The organism is Streptomyces sp. NPDC054047, assembly GCF_055585065.1.
The window spans coordinates 799,308-818,555 of sequence record NZ_JBVJKV010000002.1; the positions used below are offsets into that span (position 1 = coordinate 799,308).

Below are 19,248 nucleotides of genomic sequence, written 5' to 3' on the forward strand. Positions count from 1 at the left end.
GTGGCCGACCTTGGCCGGGCGGCCGGAACCCTCGTGGTTCCGGCCCGCCCGGCTCCGACGTTCCGGTCGCAGTCGTGGCGAGGCCGCCTCAGAGTTCTCAGACCTCCTGGCCGTTGCCGCCTCCGCCGCCCGCCGCGGCCTTGATCCCCTTGGTGATCTCGTCCATAACGGACACCTTCGGGGACTTGTCGTTGACGTCGATGCCGAAGCGGACGATGACCAGCTCGGACTTCACGGTGGGTGAGGGGAAGGCAAGCGACTGGACGTACCCGTCGTCGCTCTTCTCGGTGACGGCCTTCCAGCGCACGAGGTAGCCCTTCTGTCCGGCCACGGTGACCGCCTTGGACTCCAGCTCCTTGTGCGAGGTGATCTTGCCGTAGGTCTTGCCGCCGTAGGACTCCTTGGCGTTGACGGCGATGTCCGCTTTGGCGGCTGCCTCCGCCGTCTTGGCGTCGACCTTGAAGCCCTTGGCGGGGCCGGAGTAGGCGCCGCCGCGGGTGCAGGTCTTGGAGGTTTCCCTGGGGCAGGGATAGGGACCCGTGGTCACCGAGGCGCCGCCCTCCTGGCCGCTCGCGCCGGTCCAGCCGTCTGGAACAGGGAGGCTTATGCCGCTGAGGAGGTCGGTGGCGTACCCCTCCTCCGACGGCGGCGCGGAGCGGCCGGGGGGCTGCGACTGCTCGGGGTCCTGAGGTGCGCCGGGCTTCGAGGGAGCGGTGGAGGAAGGGGGCTCGGAGGCGCTGTCGCTGCCGTCGTCGTCGGCGGTCAGGAAGTAGACGCCGCCGCCTATCCCGGCGAGCACCGCGATGGCCACGCCCACGGCTATGCCTATGCGGAGGCCGCGGCGAGGGGCGGTGGGCTGCCCCGGATAGGAGGGATAGCTCGGGTACGCGCCCTGGGCGACATGCGGCGCACCGGTCGGAGCCGCGGGCGGATAGGCCGGCGGAGCCGCCGGGGCGGGCCCGCCCCACCCGGCGGCGGAACCCACCGCGCGGACCTGATCCGTCCATACGCTCCCGTCCCACCAGCGTTCGGTACGGGGGCCGTCAGTTGTCTGGCCGGGGTCGGGGTACCAGCCGGGAGGGGTTACCTGGGTCATGGGCGCCAGGGTATGAGCATTCGGTGAAAGCGGGATGAGAGGGGGCCTGTACGGAGGTCACCGTTCGGCCGCTGTATTCGCCAGGGGGAGAGGCGGGATTCGCCCGGGGAAGAGGCGAGTTCACCTCCCCTGCCCGTCCACCACCAACCGCACAGGTCCGCCACCCTCCGGAGCGGGCACCCGCACCCCGGCCCGCCCCGGAGTGATCGACCCCAGCACGCTCGCATGCCGGGCCCCCGTGCTCTGCGGCACCGTCCCCGGCAGCCCGTGCGCCGTCAGGAAACCGAGCACCGCGAACGCGTACGCCTCCTTCGCGGCGGACGGAAGACCGAGCTCGTCGGAGGTGCGCACCGGGATCTTGCCGCCCAACTCGGCCCGCAGGAACGCCATCAGCGTCGGATTGCGCGTACCGCCGCCGGAGGCGATCACCTCGGAGGCGTCGACCCCCCTGACGGCGTCGGCGACCGTGCGGGCGGTCAGCAGGGTGAGCGTGGCGACGACGTCCTGCGGGGCGAGGTCCTCGTACCCGGTGAGGGCCGCCCGCAGATAGGGCAGGTGGAAGAGCTCCTTGCCGGTGGTCTTCGGGGCGGGCCGCGCGTAGTACGGCTCGCTCAGCAGGGCCGCGAGCAGCCCTTCGTCGACCGTGCCGCGCGCGGCCATCTCGCCGTCGAGGTCGCAGGTGAGCCGCTCCCGCGTCAGCTCGCGCACGGCGGCGTCGATGAGGGCATTGGCGGGGCCCGTGTCGAAGGCGGTGCCGTCCGGGGCGGTGATGTTGGCGATGCCGCCCAGATTCAGCGCGGCGGGGGCGCCGGACCTGCCGCGCAGCCACATCCGGTCGACGATGCTGACCAGGGGCGCGCCCTGGCCGCCCGCCGCGATGTCACGGGGGCGGAAGTCGGCGACCACCGGAAGGCCCGTCCGCTCGGCGATCCACGCGGGCTGCCCGATCTGCAGCGTGCCGTGCACCTGGCCGTCCTCCACCCAGTGGTAGACCGTCTGCCCGTGCGACGCGACCAACTCGGCGCGCCCGTCGCACAGTTCGCGGTCCGCCTCGGCCGCCGCCGCGGCGAAGGCCTGGCCGATGCGGGTGTCGAGGCGGCAGACGTCGGCCAGCGTGGTCGCGGCGGGCGGCAGCGCGGCACCGAGCGCCGTCCGCAGCGACTCGTCGTACCCCCGGGTGATGAGACCCAACGGGGAGAGCAGCAGCCGGTCGCCGTCGATCGACAGGTCGGCCGCCGCGGCGTCGATGGCGTCGTACGAAGTCCCCGACATCAGCCCGATTACGCGCACGTGCTACCCCTCTCGCTCTCCTCACCGGTGTGTTTGATCATCGCAGCGATGACGAGGCATGCGCACTCGCACGTACGATCCAGTTCAGGCCATCGACGTGGGGGAGAGCGCGCCTTGTCCATGTCCACCACGGGATCGCCGGGCCCGAGCGCGGGGACGCGGCGCACGAACCTCACCCGAACCGATGGCCCCCGAACCGACGGCGTCTGGAACGGCTTGCTCCTGGAGGTGCGCGAACGGCCGCTCCCCGGCCTGCGCCTGTGGACCGCCGAAAACCGTCTGCTCCTGACGCGGGGAGCCGCCGCCGAACCGCTGCTCCTTGCCCTGGTGGACCCGGACCGCCACGGGGTCGACTTCTACCGGACCGGTCGCCACCGCCCCCTCGTCCCACCGCTGCGCGCACACCAGGCCCGCGCCTACGGAGGCTCCCGGCAACGCTGGGCCCACCACTTCGCGACGCTGCTCACCGCATCCCCCGACAGCCCTCTGCACGACGGGCGGTGGGTGCTGAAGCCGGACCCGCTGTTGCTCCGGTGGAAGCATCCGGGCGAGCGCGAGGGGGAGTACTGGCGCTCGCTGCTCGTCGAGGGCGATCCCGACGGCTACATCGACTGGTGGATTCACAGCGGCTCGTGGGAGATCTTTCCGCTGCGGGCGATGCCGGACGCCGACGACCCCCGCGTCAAGGCGTACCGCAAGCAGGCGAGGGACGGCACGCTGCCGCCCGTCCTGCTCTGGTGGGTGAGCGGGCTCGACAGCCACCTCGTCCTGGACGGCCACGCACGGCTGGCCGCGGCGATCGCCGAATCCGTGGAACCGGCCGTCCTGGAACTGCAGCGGACCACTCCGCGGGACGAGGTGGACACCGGCACCGAGCGGGCCGTCGCGGCGTACGAGGCGGAGCTGGCGAGGTTCACCGAACTGCGCGCCACGCAGGGCCCGCGGGTCCCCGACGGCGCCGAGTTCGCCGGACCGGCCCTCGCCCGCCGCCTCCACGAGCTGCGCACGGCACACCGCCCCACGTGGGCGTGGCCGCTCCCGGGCGGCCTCCCGGAGTGGCGCCGGATCGCGCGCGAGCAGGTGGGCGAGGGGGGATGGGAGTACGCGTGAGGGAGGTGGGGCCCCATGTGCGCGGCAGGGGCCGCTTCGGATGACGCGTCAGCCGTGCCCCCGCCCTCCCGACAGCACCAGCCGCCGGCACTCCCCGGGGCTGCCCCAAGCGGTGCGCAGGGCCCGCGCCTTCGTCAGCCACAGCGACAGGTCGTACTCCGCGGTGTAACCGATCGCCCCGTGCAGTTGCAGCGCCGCTCGCGCGGCGCCGTACGCGGCTTCGCCCGCCGCCGCCTTCGCCGCGGCCACATCGGCCGTCTCCAGGGTCAACGCTGCCCCGTACAGCAGAGGCCTGGCGAATTCGAGGCCTATCAGGACGTCCGCGAGGCGGTGCTTGACCGCCTGGAAGCCGCCGATCGGCGTGCCGAACTGGGTGCGCTGCTTCACGTACGCGACCGTCTTGTCCAGCAGTGCGAGCCCGACCCCCAACGCCTGCGCGGCCGTCGCGAGCGAGGCCCAGTCGGCCGCGTACCGGGAAGCCGTCGTCACCGCCGGGCCCGAGGCGAGGAGTTCGCCGCCCGGCCACAGTCGCGCCAGGCGCCGTACGGGATCCAACGACCGCTCCACGCGCGCGTGCCCGGAGGCCACGCGCAGCTCACCGCCCGTGGCGCTCAGCCGCAGCGTCGCCGCGTCCGCATCCAGGGCGAAAGGCCCCCCTTCGGGGAGAGCGAGCGTCGTGACGGCCTCCCCGGAGGCCAGGGGTGGAAGGAGCCGCTTGGCCGGGGCCGCTTCGCCCAGCTCGGCGAGGCGGGCGAGCAGCGCGCCCGCCGCCACCGTCTCGACCAGCGGCCCCGGCACCGCATGGCGCCCCAACTCGACGAATGCGACGGCCACTTCTACCGGGAGCGGCCCCACCCCCTCGTGCTCCTCGGGGACGGCCAGGGCGAAGACGCCCGCATCCGCGAGCCGCCCCCACACGGCGCGGCCCGGCGCGTGGTCCCCGGCGGCCCACGCCCTCGCGGCCGCCGGGGTGTCGGCCGCCGTCAGCATGGCGTCGAGCGAGCGCGCGAACTCGCGCTGCTCGGCGTCGAGGAGGAACCTCATCAGCGGCGTCCCTTCGGCAGTCCGAGCAGCCGCTCGGCGATGATGTCGCGCTGTATTTCGTTCGTGCCCGCGTAGATCGGCCCGGCGAGCGAGAAGACGTACCCCTCGGCCCATTCGCCGCCGTCCGCCAACTCGCCCTCCGCGCCCAGGAGGTCGAGCGCCGTCTCGTGCAGCGCTATGTCGTACTCGGACCAGAAGACCTTGTTCAGGCTCGACTCCGCGCCGATCGTCTCGCCCGCCGCGAAGCGCGAGGCGTTGGCCCAGGTGAACAGCTGATAGGCGCGGGCACCGATCACGGCGTCGGCCACCCGGTCGCGCAGCGCGGTGTCCGCGGGGTCGCCGTGCGCGCGCCACTGCCGCACCAGGCGGTCGGCCGAGGCGACGAAGCGGCCGGGGGAGCGCAGCGTCAGGCCCCGTTCGTTGCCCGTCGTCGACATGGCGATCCGCCAGCCCTGGCCCGGCTGGCCGATCACGTCCTCGTCCGGCACGAAGACGTCGTCGAGGAAGAGCTCGGCGAAGGCCGGTCTGCCGTCCAGGCGCCCGATGGGGCGGACGGTCACGCCGTCCGCGTCGAGCGGGAACATCAGATACGTCAGGCCCCGGTGCGGCTTGGCGGAGTCGACGGCGGGGTCGCTGCGGAACAGGCCGAACGCGCGGTCGGCGAAGGCGGCCCGTGACGACCACGTCTTCAGCCCGCTGAGCAGCCAACCGCCGTCCGTGCGGCGCGCGGTGGAGCGCAGGGAGGCCAGGTCCGAGCCCGACTCCGGCTCGGACCAGGCCTGTGCCCAGATGACCTCGCCGCTCGCCATCGGGGGCAGTATCCGTGCGCGCTGCTCGTCCGTGCCGACGTCGAAGAGGGTCGGCGCGAGGAGGTTGATGCCGTTCTGCGAGACCCGGCCGGGGCCGCCCGCCGCGAAGTACTCCTCCTCGAACACCAGCCACTTGACGATGTCGACGCCCTGCCCGCCGTACTCCTCGGGCCAGGACACCACCGACCAGCGGTCGGCCGCGAGCTCGCCCTCCCAGGCGCGGTGGGCCGCGAAGCCCTCCTGGGTCTCCAGTGACGGGAGCGGCTCCGCGGGCACGTGCCCGCGGAGCCAGTCGCGCGCCCGCTGCCTGAACTCCTCTTCCCCGGCGGTGAAGTCGAGGTCCATCAGTGGCCCACCTCTTCGGTCGGTGCTTCGGTCGGTGCTTCGAGCGGTGCCAGGGGCGGTTCTTCTCCGGCGGTCTTCCCTAACAAGTGTTTGGTAGATTACCCTGGTGTTGGGCCAGTCGTCGAGAGCGAGTCGAGAGCTGAAGGGGGCCGAGCATGGACGCACCCGCGTATGTGCCGGGGCACGGTCTGCTCGCGGGCCGGACCGCTGTCATCACCGCGGCGGCCGGAGCGGGCATCGGCGGCGCCACCGCCCGTCGCTTCCTGGAGGAGGGCGCGCGCATCGTCATCGGCGACGCCCACCCGCGCCGCACGAAGGAGACGGTGGAGGCGCTGGCCGGGGAGTTCGGCGCCGACCGGATCGACGGGACCCCGTGCGACGTGACGGACGAGGCCCAGGTGCAGGGGCTGTACGACCTGGCGGAGCAGCGCCACGGCGGCCTGGACGTCGTCGTGAACAACGCGGGACTCGGCGGCACGGCCGAGCTCACCGAGATGACCGACGAGCAGTGGGACAGAGTCATCGACGTGACACTGAACGGCACGTTCCGCTCCACCAGGGCCGCCCTGCGCCGCATGCGGGCCGCCGACCGTGGCGGCGTGATCGTGAACAACGCCTCGGTGCTCGGCTGGCGCGCCCAGGCGGGCCAGGCGCACTACGCCGCGGCGAAGGCCGGCGTCATGGCGCTCACCCGCTGCGCCGCCGTCGAGGCCGCGCCCCACGGCATACGGATCAACGCGGTGTCGCCCAGCCTCGCCATGCACCCGCACCTCGCGAAGGTCACATCGCCCGAGCTGCTCGAAGAGCTCACCGCGCGCGAGGCGTTCGGGCGGCATGCCGAGCCCTGGGAGATAGCCAACGTCATCGTCTTCCTGGCCAGTGAGTACTCCTCGTACATGACGGGGGAGACGGTCTCGGTCAGCAACCAGCACGCCTAGGCGGAGAATGACCGTGTGTCGAAACCGAAGCAGAGCAGCACCACGACGAAGCAGAGCAGCACCATGGCGAAGCAGGGCGGCAGCGCCGCGACGAAGCAGGGCGGCACCGCGAAGAAGAAGGCCCCGGTGAGTCCATCGCCCGAGCGCCGCGGCGAACTCCTCGCCATCGCGGCCGACGTCTTCGCCGAGCAGGGGTACAACGCGACCACGGTCCGCAAGATCGCGGACGCCGCCGGCATGCTCGCCGGCAGCCTCTACTACCACTTCGACTCCAAGGAGTCGATGCTCGAAGAGATCCTCTCCACCTTCCTCGCCGAGCTCTGGGACGGGTACGACACCGTGCTCCAGTCGCAGCTCGGCCCCCGCGAGACCCTTGAGGCGCTCGTCACCGAATCCTTCCGGGAGATCGACCGGCACCGCTCCGCCGTCGCCATCTACCAGAAGGAGGCCAAGCACCTGGTCGCCCAGGCGCGCTTCCAGTACCTGACCGACTCGCAGCAGCGCTTCGAGAAGACGTGGCTGACGACGCTGGAGCGCGGAGTCGCCGAGCGCGTCTTCCGCGACGACCTGGACATCCGGCTCGCCTACCGCTTCGTGCGCGACACCGTCTGGGTCGCCGCGTCCTGGTACCGCCCAGGGGGAGGCCACAGCCCCGAGGAGATCGCCCGCCAGTACCTGTCGATGGTCCTGGACGGCATCGCCGTCCGCACGTAGGGAGCGCGTCGTCACCCCGGCGACCGCCCCGACCGAGGAGTACGAGGAGTACGCAGTCATGGCCGAGGCCTACATCGTCGAAGCGGTCCGTACCCCCGTCGGCAGGCGCAAGGGCGGCCTCGCGGCCGTCCACCCCGCCGACCTGGGAGCCCACGTCCTGACGGCGCTCGTCGAGCGCGCCGGGATCGACCCCGCCGCCGTCGAGGACATCGTCTTCGGCTGCCTGGACACGGTGGGCCCGCAGGCCGGGGACATCGCCCGCACCTCCTGGCTGGCGGCGGGCCTCCCCGAAGAGGTGCCCGGCGTGACGATCGACCGGCAGTGCGGATCCTCGCAGCAGGCCGTGCACTTCGCGGCGCAGGGCGTCCTGTCCGGCACCCAGGACCTCGTCGTCGCGGGCGGCACCCAGAACATGTCGATGATCCCCATCGCCTTCGCCTCCCGGCAGGCCGCCGAACCGCTCGGCCTCACCGAAGGCCCGTACGCGGGCAGCGAGGGCTGGCGCGCCCGCTACGGAGAGCGGCCCGTCAACCAGTTCCACGGCGCCCAGCTGATCGCCGAGAAGTGGGGCATATCCCGCCGTGACATGGAGGAGTTCGCGCTCCGCTCGCACCAGCGGGCCGTGCGCGCGATCGACGAGGGCCGCTTCGACCGCGAACTCACCGCCTACGGAGACGTGACCACCGACGAGGGCCCGCGCCGCGACACGACCCTGGAGAAGATGGCGGGCCTCAAACCCGTCCTGGACGACGGCACCATCACCGCCGCCTGCTCCTCGCAGGTGTCGGACGGAGCCGCAGCGATGCTCGTCGCGAGCGAACGGGCCGTGCGGGAGCACGGGTTGACGCCCCGCGCCCGCATCCATCACCTCTCGGTGCGCGGCGAGGACCCGATCCGGATGCTGTCCGCGCCGATCCCCGCCACCGCGTACGCCCTCAAGAAGACCGGCATGAGCATCGGCGACATCGACCTCGTCGAGATCAACGAAGCGTTCGCGCCGGTCGTCCTCGCCTGGTTGAAGGAGACCGGGGCCGACCCGGAGAAGGTCAATGTCAATGGTGGTGCGATCGCTCTCGGACATCCCCTCGGGGCGACCGGCGTCAAGCTGATGACGACGCTCCTGCACGAACTGGAGCGCACCGGCGGCCGGTTCGCCCTCCAGACCATGTGCGAAGGTGGCGGCCAGGCGAACGTGACCATCATCGAGCGCCTCTGATCGCGTCCAGCTTCGGGCCCGTCCGTCACTCCTTGCGGCAATTGCTGGCCGGACCCCGCACCGTGAGGCCCTCTCCCCAGCTAGTCTCGATGTCTGTACGTCGATTGAGCGACCTCGGGAGGTAGCGCGATGACGCAGGGACGGCCCGGAGGTGCCATCTGGGCCCCGCTGTGGGAACGCGATGCGGAACTCGCCGCGGCCACGAGGGCCGTCGACGAACTGTGCTCCGAATCCACGACGGCGGGCGGGCTGCTCGTCTTCCAGGGCGAGGCGGGCATCGGCAAGACGGCGCTGCTGGCCGAGGTGCGCCGCATCGCGCAAGGGCGGGCCATGGTGTGGTCCGCGCGCGGCGGCGAGACCGTCACCTCCGTTCCCTTCAACGTCGTACGCCAGTTGTTGCAGCCGGCTCTCGTCGCCCTCTCGCAGGAAGAGGCACGGGAGTATCTCGGCGACTGGTACGAGATCGCCGGCCCCGCTCTCGGCATAGCCGAGCCGACCGGTATCCAGGCCGACCCGCAAGGTGTGTGCGACGGCCTGGTCGAGGCGGTCGTGCGCCTTTCGGGGGTGCACTGGCCGCTGGTCCTGCTCATCGACGACGCGCACTGGGCCGACCAGGAGACCCTGCACTGGCTGGCCGCGTTCGCCCAGCGCCTCGACGAACTGCCCGTCCTCGTGGTAGTCGCCCACCGCCCGGACGACGCCACCGGCGAGAGCGCGCGCCACCTCGCGGCGGTCGGCGCGGCGGCCCGTCCCTCGCCCCCGCTGCGTGCGCTCACCCCGGACGCGGCGGCCGGGCTCACCCGCGCCACCCTCGGTGAGCACGCGGACGCCCCGTTCTGCCGCGAGGTATGGGCGGTCACCGGCGGCAATCCCTACGAATCCGTGGAACTGCTCGCCAAGGTGCAGGACAGCGATCTCGAGCCGGTGGAGAGCTCCGCCGCCGAACTGCGCGCCCTGAACCGCTCGGCGCGCGGCCGTGGACTCGTCGCCCGCCTCGAAGGACTCGGCACGGACGTCACGCGGTTCGCCTGGGCGGCCGGCATCCTGGGCACCAACATCCCGCTCGACCTCGCCGCCTCGCTCGCCGGAATGACCCGCGAGGCGGCCGAGCGGTGCGCGGAGCGGCTTCGCACCGCGCGCATCCTGCTCGGCGCCGACGAGGGCCTGGAGTTCGTCCATCCGCTGATCGCCAGCACCGTCTACCGCTCGATCCCGCCCGCCACCCGCACCGCGATGCACGGCCAGGCCGCCTGGGCCGTCACCCTGTCGGGCCGCGGCGCGGCGGCCGCTTCCCGGCACCTCCTGGAGGTCCATCCGGACGACGACCCCGAGCTGGTCAAGCAGCTGCGCGAAGCGGCGGCCGAGCACCTCGCGGTCGGCGCGCCCGACGCGGCCCGCCGCTGTCTCGAACGAGCCCTGCGGGAACCGCCGCTGCCCGAGACCCACGCCCGCGTGCTCTACGAACTGGGCTGCGCCACGCTCCTCACCTCGCCCGCCACCACCATCGGCCACCTGCGCGAGGCACTCCACACCCCCGGTCTCGACCGCAAGCTGCACGTGGACGCCGTCTGCCGGCTCTCCCAAGCCCTAGTGCACAACGACCAGTTGGAGGAGGCCCTGCGGGTCGTGGACGCCGAGGCTGCCCGGCTGGCGCCGGGGCCCGACCAGATGCGTCTCCAGGGCGTCCACTACATGTGGGAGGGCATCTACTCCCGCGAGGAGGACGCGACGGGCCGATCACGCCGCCTCGCCGCGCTCGCCGGACCGCTGCAGGGACGGGACAACTCCGAGCGCGCGCTGCTGATCCTGCGCGCCTTCGACGCCATGACCCGCGGGGAGAACGCGGAGGAGATCGTCGAACTCTGCGACCGCTCCCTCGTCAACGGCCGCCTCGCGCCCGGGCTCGGCTGGACCGACACGGAGTGGGGCTTCGAGCTCCTGACGATGCTGGGCGGCGCCTACATCTTCACCGACCGCCTCGACCGTGCCGAGAGCGTCTTCGCCGAAGGGGTCCGCGCCTATGAGGCGGCGGGCTGGAGCGGCGGTCATCTGGCCGTCGCCAAGGCCTGGCTGGGCCTGGTGTACCGCAGACGCGGACGTCTGAGCGAGGCGGAGGCCTCGCTGCGGGAGAGCCTGCGCCTGACGGACCGCGTCGGCAGCGGCCTGCCGATGCACTGGGATGCCGCGTGCAAGCTCATCGACACCCTGCTCGTCCGGGGGCAGGGCCGACGAAGCACAGGAGGTCGCCGACCGGTACGGCATCGCGCCGCCCTACCCGTCCACGATCCTCCTGCCCGACATCCACTCCGTGCGGGGCCGCCTGCTGATCGCCACGGGGCAACGGGCTGACGGCATCAGCGAGTTGGAGGTGGCGGCCAAGGCGGCGAACGAACGTGGCCGCTACAACACGGTCGTCAACCCGTGGGCACACGACCTGGCCCGCGAACTCGCCGTTGACGACCCGCGGCGGGCCGCCGAGCTGGTCGCGGACGCGCGGGTCCAGGCGGAGCTGTTCGGCACGGAGACGGCGATCGGCGAGGCGCTGCGGTGCGCGGCGTCCTTGGAGAGCGGCCAGCGCGCGATCGCGCTGTACGCCCGAGCCGTCGCCTGCCTGGAGGCATCGCCGTGCGCCTATGAGCACGCGCTCGCCCGGGTCGAGTACGGAATCGCGGCGGGCTCGGCAACCGACCTGGCCCGCGGCCTCGCCCTGGCCGAATCCTGCGGCGCAGACGGCCTGGCCGCGCGAGCACGAGCGTCCTTGGAGGTCGCGGGGGTGTGAGCTGAGGGGCGGGCTGACGCTCAGCGGCGTGCATGGTGCCGGCGGGCTGATGCCCGGCGGCCCGTCCGGTGCTCAGCAGTCCGTGCGGCGGCCGGCAGTCTGCTGCTCAGCGGCCGTGCGGCGCTGGTGGGATGGTGTTCAGTGGCCTGTCCGGCGCTGACGGGCGCTCGGCTGCCAGGTCGGCAGTCGGCAGTGGCGGGCCAGTGCTCGCAGCCCGTCCCGTGTGGTGCTAACGGGTCGGGGGCTGGGGGTGAGACCAGGCCTTGGGGGTGAGTGAGGTAGGGAAGGTCAATCGGCTCAGTACCTCGGCTGCCTCCAGCATCGTCAGCGAGATCAGCTCCTCGCACGAGGGCAGGTTCTCGATGACCCCGGCCACCTGCCCGGAAGCCATGACCCCCGCCTCCGGCACCCCGTCCACCATCGCCGACTTCAACATCATCGGTGTGTTCGCGGCGAGCAGGACCTGGCTCCACGTCATCCCCTTCCCGTGCCGCATCGCGAGCCCGTCACGGACCATCTCTCCCCAGCCCATGCCGGACATCTTCCGGAACGCCGCCGCGTGGCGTACGGCGCGTGCGAGGGATGTCATGCGCCCCGACCTCTCCAGTGAGGCCACCAGCTCCGTCCGCAGCATCCGGTGCGGGAGACCGTCCACGCGTGTGGTCACCGTGACGTCCTTGACCGACGCGGCCAGATACCGCGCCTTGACCGCGTCCGGCACCGTCGAGTCCGACGTCAGCAGGAAGCGCGTGCCCATCGCGACGCCCGCCGCGCCGTAGGCGAGCGCGGCGACCAGCCCCCGCCCGTCGAAGAAGCCGCCCGCCGCGACCACCGGTATGTCCACCGCGTCCACGACCTGCGGCAACAGCACGGTCGTCGCGACCTCGCCCGTGTGCCCGCCGCCCTCGCCACCCTGCACGACCACCGCGTCCGCACCCCACGCCGCCACCTTCTCGGCATGCCGTCGCGCACCGATGGACGGGATGACGACCACCCCGGCGTCCTTCAGTTCCGCGATCAGCTCCTTCGAGGGGGCGAGCGCGAAGGACGCGACGCGCACTCCCTCGTCGACGATGACCCGCACCCGGTCCCGAGCGTCGCCCGCGTCGGCACGGAGATTGACCCCGAACGGCTCCTCCGTACGGGACCTGACCTCCCGGACGGCCGAGCGCAGCTGCTCGACGGTCATCGTCGCGGAGGCCAGGATGCCGAGGGCGCCCGCGTTCGCCGTCGCGGAGACCAGGCGGGGGCCCGCCACCCAGCCCATGCCGGTCTGCACGATCGGGTACCGGACCCCGACCAGCCGCGTCAGCGCCGTCTCCATGCCCGGCGGGGCCGGAGTCACGAGCGCACCTCGCGCTCGCGCAGAGCGCGCGGGTCCACCACGTCCCGGATCAGCCGCAGTTCCTCCGCGGTCGGCTCGCGGGTGCACGGCACGTCGTCCGCCGCCGCCAGCGGGAAGGCCGTCGCCTCGCGCACCTGCTCCACCGTCACGCCCGGATGCAGGGACACCAGGCGCATCGCGTGGTCCGCCGCCCCGAAGTCGAAGACGCCGAGGTTGGACACGACCCGGCGCAGATCGTGGAAGCGCGTCGCGGAGGGACCGGCCGCCGCCGCGCTGTCGTAACCGACCCCGCTGATCATGTCGACCTTCTCGACGAAGACGCGCGTCGAGTGACGGGGTATCCAGTAACTCACCGGATTGTTGAGGGTGTTGACCGGCGCTCCGCGCACCCCGAGCAGCTGGCGCTTGGGCCGCTCCCAGTCGCCGATGCAGGAGATGTTCTGGTTCCCGAAGCGGTCGATCTGGCTCGCGCCCATCATCACGTGACGCCTGCCGCCCATGACCATGGTCAAGTGCTTGCGGTACGGCAACCAGCCCTCCGTCACCGCCGACGGCGCCCCCACGGCGGGCACATCCCCGATCAGCAGCGCCTCCCCGTCCGTGAGCAGCAGTTCGGGCGAGAAGGTCAGCTTGGCCAGGCGGGCTGCGATCGCCGGGACCGTGCCCATCGGCGACGCGAGGATCTCACCGGCGCCACGCCAGGCCTCGGCGCAGGCGATCACGCAGTACTCGGCGCGAGTGGCGGCGCTGACGGCAGTGGAGGCGGTCGTGGCGGTCGCGGCGGTCTCCTCGGGGGTGACGGCCGCCGCCGTCGGGTCGGTCTGCGTCATCGCTGCTCCTTGTGCCAGGCCTGGACAGCCGCTTGGTAATCCTGCTCGGTGCCGCCGAGGAAGCGGTCCTCGAACTCCTTCCAGGCCTCCGGGTCGGCAGCGGCGGTCGCGTACGCCTTCTGGAAGAGTTCGTCGCGGTCGTAGTCCGGCACGCACGACGTGAAGTGCGCGCCCTGGGGCGTCTCGGCCACCCCCGTCACCGCGTGCCGGGAGATCAGCATGGCCTGCGGCGCCGCGCGCTCGGTGAGCTCGCTCGACTCGACGATCCGCTCGCACGACACGTACGCCGTGTCGGCCGCCTCGCAGAACAAGTCGTCGAAGTACGGATCGGGGCCCAGATACTGGGCGTTGCCCAGGCGGTCGGCGCGGTTCAGGTGGACGAGCGCCGCGTCCATCCGCAGGGCGGGCACGGCGACGAGCTTCTCCCCGTCCTCGTACGGCGAAGTCACCGTACGCAGCTGGGGGTTGACCCGCAGGACGTCCGAGCCGAGTCCCGCGCGGATCGGCAGGAACGGCAGCCGCTGGACACCGGCCGTCAGGCCCTGCATGAACATCGCCTCGTCCAGCTCGACCAGTTCGAAGGCGCCACGCTCGCGCGCCGCGCGGAAGTGCGGCTCCAGCGGGATCGAGTCGAGTGTCGTGAACGCCGTGACCAGCTTGCGGATCTTGCCCGCTGCGGCGAGCAGGCCGATGTCCGGGCCGCCGTACGACACGACGGTGAGGTCCGTGATCCCGGACCGCAGCAGGGCCCGCACCAGCGCCATCGGCTTGCGGCGCGAACCCCAGCCGCCGATGCCGAGCGTCATCCCGCTCCGCAGCCGCCCCACGATCGCGTCGGGCGTCATGGTCTTGTCCCTCATGCCCTGCCCTTCTCTTGCTTCTCTTCCTTCTTTTCCTTGCCGGATTCCTGTCCGAAGCCCCCGCGGACGCGGTCGGCCAGACCGCTCAGGTTCGCCTCGAAGGTGAAGCCCTGCTCGAAGCGGTAGCTGCGGTGCACGTCGACCGGGTCGATGCCGTTGATCGCGGCCTTGGCGAACCGCAGCAGCGTCCCGTCCTTCTGCGCGATCTCGCGCGCCAACTCCAGGGCCGCGTCCGGCAGTTCCTCGCGCGACACGACACGCCACACCGATCCGTGCGCGTGCAGCTCGGCCGCCGTGGCCGTGCGCGAGGTGTAGTACAGCGCGCGCATCAGGTGCTGCGGCACCAGGCGGGCGAGATGGGTCGCGGCGCCGAGCGCGCCCCGGTCCAGCTCGGGCAGGCCGAAGGTGGCGTCCTCGCTGGCCACGATCGCGTCCGCGTTGCCCACCAGGCCGATGCCGCCGCCCAGGCAGAAGCCGTGCACCGCGGCCACGACCGGCACCTCGCATTCGTACACCGCGGAAAACGCTTCGTAGCACCCGCGGTTGGCGCCTATCAGGGCGCTGTGGCCGCTGTCGCGCTGCATCTCCTTGATGTCCACGCCCGCGTTGAAACCGCGGCCCTCGGCGGCCAGGACGACACAGCGCGTCCCGGGGTCACGGCCCGCCGCGCGCACGGCGGCCGCCAGGTCGAACCACCCCTGCACGGGCAGGGCGTTGACGGGCGGGAAGTCGACGGTGACGACGGCGACGCCCTTGTCCGGGGTCGAGGTGGAGACAGACATCAGAGGATCCGCTACCTTTCAACCAGGCCCTTCAACCAAACATTTGTTAGTTAGGACGGTAGCAGCGATGACTGACACCCGACAGGTGGTCGTCGTCACCGGCGGCACCCGAGGCGTCGGCGCCGGTATCGCCCGCAGCTTCCTCGCCGCGGGCGCGCGGGTCGTCGTCTGCGCCCGCAGGCCCCCGGACCAACCGGTCGAAGTCGGCGGGGAAGCAGCCGAGTTCCGGCCCCTCGACCTGCGTGACGCGCAGGCCACGCACGCGTTCTTCGCCGATGTGGCCGCCGATCACGGACGGCTGGACGCGCTGGTGAACAACGCGGGCGGCACGCCTTTCGGGCTCCTCGCCGAGTCCGCCCCCGCCCGCCAGGCCAAGATCGTCGAACTCAACCTGCTGGTCCCGCTGTACGCGTCCTTGGCGGCGTACGAGGTGATGCGCGGCCAGCAGACCGGTGGGGGCAGCATCACCATGATCGGGAGCGTGAGCGGCTCGCGGCCCTCGCCCGGCACTGGTGCCTACGGCGCGGCCAAGGCGGGCCTGGAGAACCTCGCGCGCACGATGGCCGTCGAGTGGGCCCCGACGGTGCGCGTGAACACCGTCGTGCTCGGCCTCGCCCGCACCGAGAGCGCCCATCTGCACTACGGCGACGAGGCGGGCATCGCGCAGGTCGCCCGCACCGTCCCGCTCGGTCGCCTCGCCGATCCGTCGGACGTCGGGGACGCGTGCGTCTTCCTCGCGTCCGACGCCGCGCGCTACATCAGCGGCGCCGCACTGCATCTGCACGGGGGCGGCGAACGCCCCGCCTTCCTGGACGTCGCGTCAGTCAACCACTGAACGTATCCGAGGAGTTCCGCATGACCTCAGCCGACAAGCCGGGCACGGACAAGCCGGGCACGGACAAGCCGGGCACGAACAAGCCGGGCACGAACAAGCCGGGCACGGGAATCTGCGAGGGCCGCGTCGTGATCGTCACGGGCGCGGGCCGCGGCCTCGGCCGTGCGCACGCGCGCGCGTACGCGGCCGAGGGTGCCAAGGTCGTCGTGAACGACCTCGGTGTGGGGCCCGACGGCTCCGGGGCGTCCGGTGGGCCCGCGCACGACGTCGTCGACGAGATCCGCGCGGCGGGCGGCGACGCCGTGGCGCACGGCGGCGACATCGCCACGTCTGAGGGCGCCGCGTCCCTGGTGCGAGCCGCGCTCGACACGTACGGACAGCTGGACGCCCTGGTCAACAACGCGGGGTTCCTGCGCGACCGGATGCTGGTCAACCTCGACGAGGACGACTGGGACGCGGTGATGCGCGTTCACCTGAAGGGGCACTTTCTGCCGCTGAAGCACGCGGCCGCCTACTGGCGAGGCGAGGCGAAGGCGGGGCGCGCGCGGCACGCGTGCGTGGTCAACACCAGCTCCGGAGCGGGCCTGTTGGGGAGCGTCGGGCAGGGGAACTACAGCGCGGCCAAGGCCGGGATTCTCGGGCTCACCATGGTCGCCTCGGCCGAATTCGCCGCCTACGGAGTGCGCGTGAACGCGATCGCGCCCGCCGCGCGGACGCGGATGACGGAGCGGACCTTCGCCCGGACCATGGCCGCGCCCGAGGGCGGCGGCTTCGACGCGATGGCTCCGGAGAACGTGTCGCCGGTCGTGGTGTGGCTCGGCTCCGAGGCATCCGCGGGCGTCACCGGCCGCGTCTTCGAGGCCGAGGCGGGGCGCATCACCGTCATGGAGGGCTGGCGGCCGGGACCCACGGCCGACAAGGGGGCCCGCTGGACCCCGGCGGAGGCGGGCGACGCGACGCTGAAGCTGCTCGCGGGATCGGAGGTGCCCCAGCCGGTGTACGGGGCGAGGTAGGAGGCAGGGCCCCGGCGGCGCCGGACGGGCCTGCCGCGAGAGCCCGTCCGGTGGGAGTCCGTACGGCAAGAGTCCGTGCGGCAAGAGTCCGTGCGGCAAAAGCCCGTCCGGCGCGAGGCGACGTCAGGCCCCGGACGCCACGCGCACCGGTTGCGTGCCCTCCGTGCTGTGCCGCGCCGCCCAGTTCTCCAGCGACGTACGGCACGCGTGGTCGAGGTGCCGCAGCTCCGCGAGGTCGAGCTCGATCGGGCGGTCCTGGGGCAGGGCCTCCAACGCGTCGAGGAGCTTGGGGAGGCACAGGAACGTGGCGTGCCCCGACAGATGGACGCGGAGCGGTCCCGTCCCCTTGTCGACGACCTCCACCTGCACGCGCGGCGTCTCCCAGGCGATCTTTATGACGGCCAGTGCCAGGCCGATCAGGACCCCCTCGAACATGTTCACCGAAACGATCGCCACGGCCGTCACGACCAGGACGACCGCCTCGCTGCGGTGCTCGCGCCAGAGCTTGGCCAACTGCCGTACGGGGATCAGCTTGCAGCCCGCGTGCACGAGGACGCCCGCGAGCGCCGCGACCGGGATGAGGCCGAGCGCGGCGGGCAGCAGCGCCGCGAAGAGGAGCAGCCAGACGCCGTGCAGGACGCGGGACGCCTTCGTCCGCGCACCCGCCTGTACGTTGGCCGCGCTGCGGACGATGACGGCGGTCATCGGCAGGGCGCCGAGCAGCCCGCACACGGTGTTGCCCGCGCCCTGCGCGATCAGTTCCTTGTCGTACGACGTGCGCGGACCGTCGTGCAGTCGGTCCACGGCGGCCGCGCTGAACAGGCTCTCCGCCGAGGCGATCAGGGCGAAGGCGATGACGGTGCCGATGGCGCCGATGCCGAGCAGATCACCGAAGGCGGTGGCGTCCGGCATCCGCACCGCCTCGATGAGCCCCCGCACCTCGACCGTGGCCACCGGCAGGGAGAAGAGCAGCGTGGCCCCCGTGGCGAGCGCCACGGCGGCGAGCTGTGCGGGCACCGCGCGGAGCTTCGCGGGGAGCCTGCGCCAGAGGACGAGCACGGCGATGGTGGCCAGGCCGAGACCGAAGGCGGTCAGCGCGCGCTCCGAGCCGATCACCCCGGTGAGCAGGCCCGGCAGCCCGGCGATCTTGTCGAGGCCGCTCGCGGGGGCTTCGCGGTCGGCCATGGCGTACAACTGCCCGGCGACCAGGACGAGTCCGATCCCGGCGAGCATGCCCTCGACGACGGCCACGGAGATGGCCCGGAAGAAGCGGCCGAGCCTGAGGAAGCCCATGACCAGCTGGAGGACCCCGGCGGCGAGCACCAGGGCGCCGAGCGCCGCGAGACCGTACTCCCGCACGGCTTCGTAGACGAGGACGGTGAGGCCGGCGGCGGGACCGCTGACCTGGAGGCTGCTGCCGGGCAGCAGACCGGTGACGAGACCGCCGACGATGCCGGTGATCAGGCCGAGTTCGGCGGGTGCTCCGGAGGCGACGGCCACGCCCAGGCACAGGGGCAGGGCGACGAGGAAGACGACCACGGATGCGGTGAGATCGCGCCGCGCGTTGTCGGGCGCCCGGAACAGGGAGCGGGCGCGGTCGTGTACGGAGGCAGGGGAAAGCTGCATGTCGGTTGACTCCTGAGCGCCGTGGGGGGGGCGCGTCGGTGTGACGTGGACCGGTGTCCGGGTCCGGCCGGCGGGGTCGCCTCAGACGTGAGCGCCTGGCGGCATGGCCGTGCCGGGTGAGCCGATCAGCAGCGGAAGACCTGTAGCAGGGCGGGTAGTTCGCGTCCTGTCGGTCCCGTGTCGTGGTGGCCGACGGTGACGGGGCGCGGCGCGGGCGTGCCGACGGCCGCGGCCGTGACCTCGCGGGCGGCGAGGGGCGGGGCCGTGTCGGGGGTGAGGTCGCGGCAGTGCGGCCGGCCGCGGGCCCGGAAGCGCTCGGAGGTCTCCCCGGGGTGCGTGTCGTCGCCGCAGTGCGCGTAGGGGGCCGTGGCCGGTGGCGTACGGGAGGGCACGCCGGACGCGGGTTCGTTGACGCCGTGCGCGAAGAACTGGACGATCACCAGGAGCACGGCGACGAGCGCCGCGGGCAGTACCCGCCTGCGCACTCCGGCTCCCGTCACGGTGGCAAAGTCCTCACGTGGCTGCGCAACTCGCATGGTCACCAAGTAACTTAACCCGCCAGATGTGTCACCTGGGTGACCCGGTGGTGACACGGCGCGACGGCCACCCTTCGATC

General features: G+C 72.4%; 16 protein-coding genes and 1 pseudogene. 7 read left to right on the forward strand and 10 right to left on the reverse strand.

The genetic code is table 11. The annotated features are described in order from the left end of the window. Positions 1-97 precede the first annotated feature (97 nt). Together ACZ6ZP_RS10095 and ACZ6ZP_RS10100 are read right to left on the reverse strand one after the other, a co-directional pair. Entirely contained in the window at positions 98-1,096 is a 999-nt protein-coding gene (locus ACZ6ZP_RS10095; RefSeq protein ID WP_351160964.1) for a DUF2510 domain-containing protein, read from the reverse strand. Positions 1,097-1,216: 120 nt separating this feature from the next. Then, positions 1,217-2,386, reverse strand: coding sequence for an anhydro-N-acetylmuramic acid kinase (locus tag ACZ6ZP_RS10100; protein ID WP_469406298.1), 1,170 nt, complete (start codon positions 2,384-2,386; stop codon positions 1,217-1,219). A gap of 120 nt (positions 2,387-2,506) precedes the next feature. Between ACZ6ZP_RS10100 and ACZ6ZP_RS10105 the strand changes: the two genes are divergently transcribed. Continuing rightward, a complete protein-coding gene (locus ACZ6ZP_RS10105) occupies positions 2,507-3,496 on the forward strand; it encodes a hypothetical protein (RefSeq protein ID WP_469406299.1) in 990 nt (329 codons plus the stop codon). Between the two features lie 48 nt (positions 3,497-3,544). Here the strand turns inward: ACZ6ZP_RS10105 and ACZ6ZP_RS10110 are convergent, their stop codons facing one another. Continuing rightward, on the reverse strand, positions 3,545-4,540 hold the full coding sequence (locus ACZ6ZP_RS10110; protein WP_361461569.1) for an acyl-CoA dehydrogenase family protein: 996 nt from the start codon (positions 4,538-4,540) through the stop codon (positions 3,545-3,547). Then, positions 4,540-5,694 carry an acyl-CoA dehydrogenase family protein gene (locus ACZ6ZP_RS10115; protein WP_469406301.1) on the reverse strand — a complete coding sequence of 385 codons (1,155 nt, stop codon included), beginning with the start codon at positions 5,692-5,694 and terminating at the stop codon, positions 4,540-4,542. The genes ACZ6ZP_RS10110 and ACZ6ZP_RS10115 overlap by 1 nt, the downstream gene beginning before the upstream one ends. A 155-nt stretch (positions 5,695-5,849) precedes the next feature. Here ACZ6ZP_RS10115 and ACZ6ZP_RS10120 point away from each other — a divergent pair, with 155 nt between their 5' ends. The 4 genes and pseudogenes from ACZ6ZP_RS10120 (at position 5,850) to ACZ6ZP_RS10135 (ending at position 11,341) form a co-directional block, all read left to right on the forward strand. Then, the gene (locus tag ACZ6ZP_RS10120) at positions 5,850-6,632 is read left to right on the forward strand and encodes an SDR family oxidoreductase (protein ID WP_361461563.1); all 783 of its coding nucleotides are present in this window, start codon (positions 5,850-5,852) and stop codon (positions 6,630-6,632) included. A gap of 126 nt (positions 6,633-6,758) precedes the next feature. Next, the gene (locus ACZ6ZP_RS10125) at positions 6,759-7,346 is read left to right on the forward strand and encodes a TetR/AcrR family transcriptional regulator (RefSeq protein ID WP_351161675.1); all 588 of its coding nucleotides are present in this window, start codon (positions 6,759-6,761) and stop codon (positions 7,344-7,346) included. Positions 7,347-7,404: 58 nt separating this feature from the next. Further along, complete coding sequence (locus tag ACZ6ZP_RS10130; protein WP_469406303.1) at positions 7,405-8,562, forward strand: acetyl-CoA C-acetyltransferase; 1,158 nt, start codon at positions 7,405-7,407, stop codon at positions 8,560-8,562. 129 nt (positions 8,563-8,691) lie between these two features. Further along, positions 8,692-11,341, forward strand: a pseudogene (locus ACZ6ZP_RS10135) (ATP-binding protein). A gap of 229 nt (positions 11,342-11,570) precedes the next feature. Here the strand turns inward: ACZ6ZP_RS10135 and ACZ6ZP_RS10140 are convergent. From ACZ6ZP_RS10140 to ACZ6ZP_RS10155, 4 genes are read right to left on the reverse strand one after another with little or no spacing between them, the layout of a single operon-like run. Beyond that, positions 11,571-12,665: an NAD(P)H-dependent flavin oxidoreductase gene (locus ACZ6ZP_RS10140; RefSeq protein ID WP_469406562.1), complete on the reverse strand. Its 1,095-nt coding sequence runs from the start codon at positions 12,663-12,665 to the stop codon at positions 11,571-11,573. A gap of 17 nt (positions 12,666-12,682) precedes the next feature. Then, positions 12,683-13,516: a CoA-transferase subunit beta gene (locus tag ACZ6ZP_RS10145; protein WP_351160985.1), complete on the reverse strand. Its 834-nt coding sequence runs from the start codon at positions 13,514-13,516 to the stop codon at positions 12,683-12,685. Beyond that, positions 13,513-14,376, reverse strand: coding sequence for a CoA transferase subunit A (locus ACZ6ZP_RS10150; protein ID WP_469406307.1), 864 nt, complete (start codon positions 14,374-14,376; stop codon positions 13,513-13,515). Before ACZ6ZP_RS10150 ends, ACZ6ZP_RS10145 begins: the two co-directional genes overlap by 4 nt. Next, entirely contained in the window at positions 14,373-15,158 is a 786-nt protein-coding gene (locus ACZ6ZP_RS10155) for an enoyl-CoA hydratase family protein (RefSeq protein ID WP_469406309.1), read from the reverse strand. Before ACZ6ZP_RS10155 ends, ACZ6ZP_RS10150 begins: the two co-directional genes overlap by 4 nt. Before the next feature lie 67 nt (positions 15,159-15,225). Between ACZ6ZP_RS10155 and ACZ6ZP_RS10160 the strand changes: the two genes are divergently transcribed. Both ACZ6ZP_RS10160 and ACZ6ZP_RS10165 read left to right on the forward strand, forming a co-directional pair. Next, positions 15,226-15,993 carry an SDR family oxidoreductase gene (locus tag ACZ6ZP_RS10160; RefSeq protein WP_469406311.1) on the forward strand — a complete coding sequence of 256 codons (768 nt, stop codon included), beginning with the start codon at positions 15,226-15,228 and terminating at the stop codon, positions 15,991-15,993. 20 nt (positions 15,994-16,013) lie between these two features. Beyond that, positions 16,014-17,006 (forward strand): SDR family oxidoreductase, encoded by a 993-nt coding sequence (locus tag ACZ6ZP_RS10165; RefSeq protein WP_469406313.1) that lies wholly within the window; start codon positions 16,014-16,016, stop codon positions 17,004-17,006. Positions 17,007-17,129: 123 nt separating this feature from the next. Here ACZ6ZP_RS10165 and ACZ6ZP_RS10170 read toward each other — a convergent pair whose 3' ends face one another. Then, on the reverse strand, positions 17,130-18,632 hold the full coding sequence (locus ACZ6ZP_RS10170; RefSeq protein WP_469406315.1) for a SulP family inorganic anion transporter: 1,503 nt from the start codon (positions 18,630-18,632) through the stop codon (positions 17,130-17,132). Positions 18,633-18,757: 125 nt separating this feature from the next. Next, on the reverse strand, positions 18,758-19,132 hold the full coding sequence (locus tag ACZ6ZP_RS10175; RefSeq protein WP_469406317.1) for a hypothetical protein: 375 nt from the start codon (positions 19,130-19,132) through the stop codon (positions 18,758-18,760). Positions 19,133-19,248 lie beyond the last annotated feature (116 nt).

Bases quoted from the DNA above. Each gene is read 5' to 3' on its own strand.
- ACZ6ZP_RS10095 (WP_351160964.1), bottom strand. From the start codon at position 1,096: ATGACCCAGGTAACCCCTCCCGGCTGGTACCCCGACCCCGGCCAGACA.
- ACZ6ZP_RS10105 (WP_469406299.1), top strand. From the start codon at position 2,507: ATGTCCACCACGGGATCGCCGGGCCCGAGCGCGGGGACGCGGCGCACG.
- ACZ6ZP_RS10110 (WP_361461569.1), bottom strand. From the start codon at position 4,540: ATGAGGTTCCTCCTCGACGCCGAGCAGCGCGAGTTCGCGCGCTCGCTC.
- ACZ6ZP_RS10115 (WP_469406301.1), bottom strand. From the start codon at position 5,694: ATGGACCTCGACTTCACCGCCGGGGAAGAGGAGTTCAGGCAGCGGGCG.
- ACZ6ZP_RS10120 (WP_361461563.1), top strand. From the start codon at position 5,850: ATGGACGCACCCGCGTATGTGCCGGGGCACGGTCTGCTCGCGGGCCGG.
- ACZ6ZP_RS10130 (WP_469406303.1), top strand. From the start codon at position 7,405: ATGGCCGAGGCCTACATCGTCGAAGCGGTCCGTACCCCCGTCGGCAGG.
- ACZ6ZP_RS10140 (WP_469406562.1), bottom strand. From the start codon at position 12,665: ATGGAGACGGCGCTGACGCGGCTGGTCGGGGTCCGGTACCCGATCGTG.
- ACZ6ZP_RS10145 (WP_351160985.1), bottom strand. From the start codon at position 13,516: ATGACGCAGACCGACCCGACGGCGGCGGCCGTCACCCCCGAGGAGACC.
- ACZ6ZP_RS10150 (WP_469406307.1), bottom strand. From the start codon at position 14,376: ATGAGGGACAAGACCATGACGCCCGACGCGATCGTGGGGCGGCTGCGG.
- ACZ6ZP_RS10155 (WP_469406309.1), bottom strand. From the start codon at position 15,158: ATGTCTGTCTCCACCTCGACCCCGGACAAGGGCGTCGCCGTCGTCACC.
- ACZ6ZP_RS10160 (WP_469406311.1), top strand. From the start codon at position 15,226: ATGACTGACACCCGACAGGTGGTCGTCGTCACCGGCGGCACCCGAGGC.
- ACZ6ZP_RS10165 (WP_469406313.1), top strand. From the start codon at position 16,014: ATGACCTCAGCCGACAAGCCGGGCACGGACAAGCCGGGCACGGACAAG.
- ACZ6ZP_RS10170 (WP_469406315.1), bottom strand. From the start codon at position 18,632: ATGCAGCTTTCCCCTGCCTCCGTACACGACCGCGCCCGCTCCCTGTTC.